Below are 4,957 nucleotides of genomic sequence, written 5' to 3' on the forward strand. Positions count from 1 at the left end.
ACGGCTTCGGTGCGCAGCGGGTTGATCTCTGAGACGGCCCCGACGAACGTGGTCTTGCCCACGCCGAAGCCGCCCGCCACCACGATCTTCGCGGAGGTGGTGGAGCGGGCTGCACCGCTAGAGCTTGCGAAGTCCACTGAGCACCCTTTCGAGCAGTGTCACATCTGGCTGTCCGCCGGCGGTCTCGTCCCCGCCGGGCTGATGGATGGCGACGAGTCCGGCCTCCGCCAAGTCGGCGACGAGGATTCGGGCGACGCCGAGGGGGATGGAGAGAAGGGCCGAGATCTCGGCCACTGACTTGATCTCGCGGCAGAGGTGGCAGATGCGCTGGTGCTCCGGCAGCTGGCCCTGCAGCCTGGCCGGGTCGGCGGTCGTGCTGACCAGCGCCTCGATGGCGAGCTGGTAGCGCGGCCGGGTCCGGCCTCCGGTCATCGCGTACGGGCGCACGAGCGGGTTGTGCGCGCCCCCGGTGGGAGCCGAGGGACCGGGCGCGCGCCGCTGGTGCTGCACCGGCTGGATGCGGGGCGCCCGCGGCTGGTCGTACGGCGACGGCTCGTACGGCTGCCGGGAGTCGTACGGCTGCTGATACGGCTGCTGCTGGTACGGCTGCCGGTGCTGCTGCGGCGGCTGGGGTGGCCGCTGCTGCCGGCTGCTGGGCGCGGAAGGGAAGTTGAAGCGGTTGTGATGGTGCTCGCCCTGTGGCTCGGACTGCTGTCCGGGACCGTACGGGTATCCGCTCGGGGGCGTTGCCACGTCTCCTCCTTCAACTTGCCAATCTGACGCCGGTCGCGCCACCGCACCCTATGGCGCGGTGGCGGGAAACGCACTGCCTGTCTGCTAGTTGAGAAGGCTGCCCTGCAGTTCCGCGCGCAGGTCGGGCGTCAGCACGGTGCCCGCGCGGTCGACCAGCAGGGCCATCTCGTAACCGACGAGGCCGATGTCGCACTCGGGGTGCGCCAGTACGGCCAGCGACGATCCGTCGGAGACGGACATGATGAAGAGGAAGCCGCGCTCCATCTCCACCACGGTCTGATTGACACTCCCGCCTTCGAAGATGCGGGAGGCGCCGGAGGTCAGCGAAGTGAGGCCGGAGGCCACCGCCGCCAACTGATCGGCTCTGTCCCGAGGGAAGCCCTCGGACATGGCGAGGAGGAGACCGTCCGCGGAGACCACGACCGTGTGGGACACACCGGGGGTGTTGTCCACGAAGTTGGTGATCAACCAGTTCAGGTTCTGCGCCGCCTGGCTCATCGGGCTCACACTAACGCTCCTGATCGTAGGTGCTGCCGGGGCCGAAGCCCTGTTGGTCATTCTGGGGGACCTCCGAGTGGTCCGTGCCCACGTTGCGTCCCTGCTGGACCCCGCGCCGCAGGTTGCTCAGCCGGCCGCGGACGTCCTCCGGAGCGCGGGAGACCTGCGGGCCGCCCTGCGGGCTCTGCTCCGCCGTGCCCTCGACCAGGTTGGCCTTGGGCACCCGCCGGGGCAGGCCGGAAGAAGTGACTCCGCCCGCCTTCGGCTCGCGCAGCCGCTCCGCCCGCTGCCAGCGCTCGTCGTTGGCCGAGCGCCACTCGGAGTCGTCCGTACCGGCCTCCGGCGCGTTCCCCTGCGGGGCGGCCGCCGGTTCCTCCTGGGCACGGGGCCTGGAGGACGCCTCCTCGAACGGCTGCCACTGCTGCTGCTGAGCCTGCGGCCTGCCGGCGGCTCCGCGGCGCGGAAGGCCGGCGTCGGTCAGCGGCGGCGTGTCGTCCGGAGTGGGGTCCGGTCGGTCGAATGCTACGCGTTCCGGACCGTCCGCGGGAGCGGGCGGCTGATTCCGGTCGGATTCCGTTTCCTGGCCGAAGTAGCCGGTGTGCGCCCCGTTTTCGGGCCAGTCGTCCTGCTGCCGCGGCTCGTACGGGGCGTACGGCTGCTGGCCGGCTGCCTCGCCGTAACCGACTTCGGCAAGTCCCTGGACCTGCGGCGCACTGTCGCCGTAGCTGCCCTGGGCCGGTTCCGCATACGCCTGGCCCGGGTGGTTCCCGTACCCCGCGCCGTGCTGCTGCGCCGGGTCCTGGAACAGCGACGCCGCCGGGTCCTGGTACGGCGCCTGCGCGGGGTGGTGCGGCTGCGTGCCCGCGCCGGCCTGCGCCTCCAGCGCCGCACGGCGCTCCTCGCGCATCAGCGAGCGGTTGACCGGGTCGAGCTGCGAGGCGGCGCCGTGCGGCCCGTAGCCGTTGTCGTCGAAACCCAGTTCGGCGGCCGAGCGGCCGTCGCTCTGGTAGGAGGACTGCTGGTGCTCGGGGACGATCCGGGAGACCGTGAAGTCGTCGTCGTGGCCCTCCTCGCCGCCACCGCCGTGGGTGATGGCCTCGGGGAGCATGACGAGGGACGTGGTGCCGGCCTGCTCGCCGGAGGGGCGCAGCTGGACGCGGATGCCGTGCCGGTCGGCGAGGCGGCCGACCACGAACAGGCCCATGCGCTGGGAGACCGAGGCGTCCACGGTCGGCGGGTTGGCCAGCTTGTGGTTGATGTCCGCGAAGTCCTCGGGGGTGAGCCCGATGCCCTTGTCGTGGATCTCGATCATGACCCGGCCGTCCGGCAGCCGGGTGGCGGCGACCCGCACCTTGGTCTGCGGGGAGGAGAACGTGGTGGCGTTCTCCAGCAGCTCGGAGAGCAGGTGCACGAGGTCGGTCACGGCGGTGCCGTGGATGTCGCCGTCCGGCACGCCGGACAGTTCTATTCGCTCGTACGCCTCGACCTCGGACGTCGCCGCGCGCAGCACGTCGATCAGCGGCACCGGCTGGTTCCAGCGGCGGCCCGGCTCCTCGCCCGCGAGGATGAGGAGGTTCTCGCCGTTGCGCCGCATACGGGTGGCCAGGTGGTCCATCCGGAAGAGGCTCTCCAGCTGGTCCGGGTCGGCCTCGTTGTTCTCCAGCTCGGTGATCAGGGTCAGCTGGCGTTTGATCAGGCCCTGGTTGCGCTGCGAGAGGTTGGTGAAGATCGCGTTGACGTTGCCGCGCAGCAGCGCCTGTTCGGCGGCGAGCCGGACGGCCTCCCGGTGCACCTGGTCGAAGGCGCGGGCGACCTCGCCGATCTCGTCGGTGGTGTGGATCGGGATGGGCTGCACACGGGTGTCGACGCGGCCCGGGTCCGTACGGGAGAGCTGGTCGACCAGGGTCGGCAGCCGCTGCTCGGCGATGCCGAAGGCCGCGGTGCGCAGCTGGCGCATGTTGCGGCTCATCCGGCGGGCCATCATGCCGGCCACCAGGAAGGCGGCGACCAGCGCGGCGATCACGATCGCGGAGTCGGTGAAGGTGGACCGCCGGGCGTCCGAGGAGATCGCGGCGGCCTCGTCGACCGCCTTGTCCGCGAGGTCCTTCTCGATGGCGCGGTACATGTCGAACGTGCCGGTGGCCGCGGTGAACCAGGTCTGCGGGGTGATGCCCTGCGCGGCGAGCTGCTGTGGCGAGGCGCCGGAGCCGATGGCGGCGGTCATCGCGTCGAAGGCCGGCGGCGCCTTGAACTGCTGGCCGGCGTTCTCGGCGCGCTGGCGGGCCTTGGCGGCAGCCTCCGCGGCCTGCTTCTTCAGCTTCTCGGCGTCGCTCTTCAGCCGCTCGACGTCCTCGGGGGTGCCACCGGAGGTGTACTCGCCGATGGCGATGTTCTCCAGGTACTTGTACGAGGCGAACGCGGTCAGCTGCTTCTTGTGCTCCTTGCCGCCCTGCGGGGACGCGGGGTCGATCAGCAGGTGCGTGCCGATGGAGCGGGTCAGCGACTCGGCGGCCTTGGCCAGCGAGACGGCGTAGACCGTACGGCCGTAGGAGGTGATGTTGCCGGTGCCCAGGCCCAGCTCGTTGGCGAACTCCATCAGCGGGTGCTGGATGGCGACGTAGCCCTCTTCGGTGCGTACGCCGGTCAGCTGCGGCGTGTACGCGGCCTCGCGCAGCTTCTTCAGGCCCGGCTCGACCTTCTGGAAGGCGGCGAGGCGGCGCTTGAGGCCCTCCTTGGCGGGCATCTCCCTGACCGCGGCGTGGAACGCTTCGGCCGCGGTGTCGGTGGCCCCGCGGGCCTCGCCGACCGCCGGGTCGTCGCGCTTGCCGGCCAGCAGCGGCTCGGCGGTGCGGTCGCGCTCGTCGATGATGGCGTGGCTGTAGGCGGCCGCGGCGCGCACCAGTTTGGCGGTGGCCTCGGCGTCCTGGGCCTCCTGCCAGGTCTCGACCGAGTTGTTCACGCGCAGGCCGCCGAAGACCAGGGCGACGAGTACGGGGATGAGCAGAATCGCGTTCAGCCGGGTGGCCACCCGCCAGTTGCGCGGGGAGAACCGCCCGCCGCTCGTGGGAACGGTGGAGACCGGGCTCTCGGACGCGCCGGCAGCCGGTGCCGCGCTGTGCGACGGCGGCGTGAAGTTGCCCCGCCGCGGTTCCTGCGGCTCGGGGCCCGCCTTGCTTCGCCTCACTCGACCAACAACCTCTCGGCGCCGGCACCGCACCCTTTTGCGCTGTGCCGTTTTCTTCAGGGCGTTACTACTCCGGAGTTCAGCGAATTTCAGCACGTCAGGACCGTGCGTTCCAAACACTGGGCAAAGGCGTGGCAACGCGCTGAGCACGTCAGATAAAAGGGGCGTTAAGGGCGAGGGGCGGCAAAAGGCGAGAGAAATGTGAGCGCAGCGGAGCCGCGTGTGCGCGCCGGGTGTCGACGGCGGGTGAATTCTCTGTCGAAACGTTATGAACGCGAGCGGCGGCGTGGCCAAGGACACAGATCCACTGGCGCCGCACGGGAACCGCCGCCCGCCCGCGGCCTTTCCGGCGCCGGGCGGCGCCGGTCCGGCCTCTCATTGCCTGAGGCAACTTACTTTCGGGCGGGGCGACTTGAGGACGTCACTTCAGGCGGGCCATGAGGGCGTGTTCGACGAGGGTGATGAGGGCGCTCTTGGCTTCGCTGCGGTGGCGGGCGTCGGTGGTGATGATGGGTGCGTCGG

At 70.9% G+C, this 4,957-nt stretch carries 3 protein-coding genes and 2 pseudogenes; all 5 read right to left on the minus strand.

All coding sequences use genetic code 11. The features are described 5' to 3' along the window. Positions 1-137: pseudogene (locus ACZ4Z1_RS42245) on the minus strand (ATP-binding protein); the annotation flags it as partial. Further along, positions 118-753: a DUF742 domain-containing protein gene (locus ACZ4Z1_RS42250; protein ID WP_468492038.1), complete on the minus strand. Its 636-nt coding sequence runs from the start codon at positions 751-753 to the stop codon at positions 118-120. The gene ACZ4Z1_RS42250 and the pseudogene ACZ4Z1_RS42245, both read right to left, overlap by 20 nt. A gap of 84 nt (positions 754-837) precedes the next feature. Further along, positions 838-1,251, minus strand: a complete 414-nt coding sequence (locus ACZ4Z1_RS42255; protein ID WP_018087204.1) for a roadblock/LC7 domain-containing protein — start codon at positions 1,249-1,251, stop codon at positions 838-840. A 10-nt stretch (positions 1,252-1,261) separates the two neighbouring features. Beyond that, entirely contained in the window at positions 1,262-4,435 is a 3,174-nt protein-coding gene (locus ACZ4Z1_RS42260) for a nitrate- and nitrite sensing domain-containing protein (protein WP_468492039.1), read from the minus strand. Positions 4,436-4,856: 421 nt separating this feature from the next. Beyond that, positions 4,857-4,957, minus strand: a pseudogene (locus tag ACZ4Z1_RS42265) (ATP-binding protein); the annotation flags it as partial.

Source organism: Streptomyces sp. NPDC030165 (genome assembly GCF_055573595.1).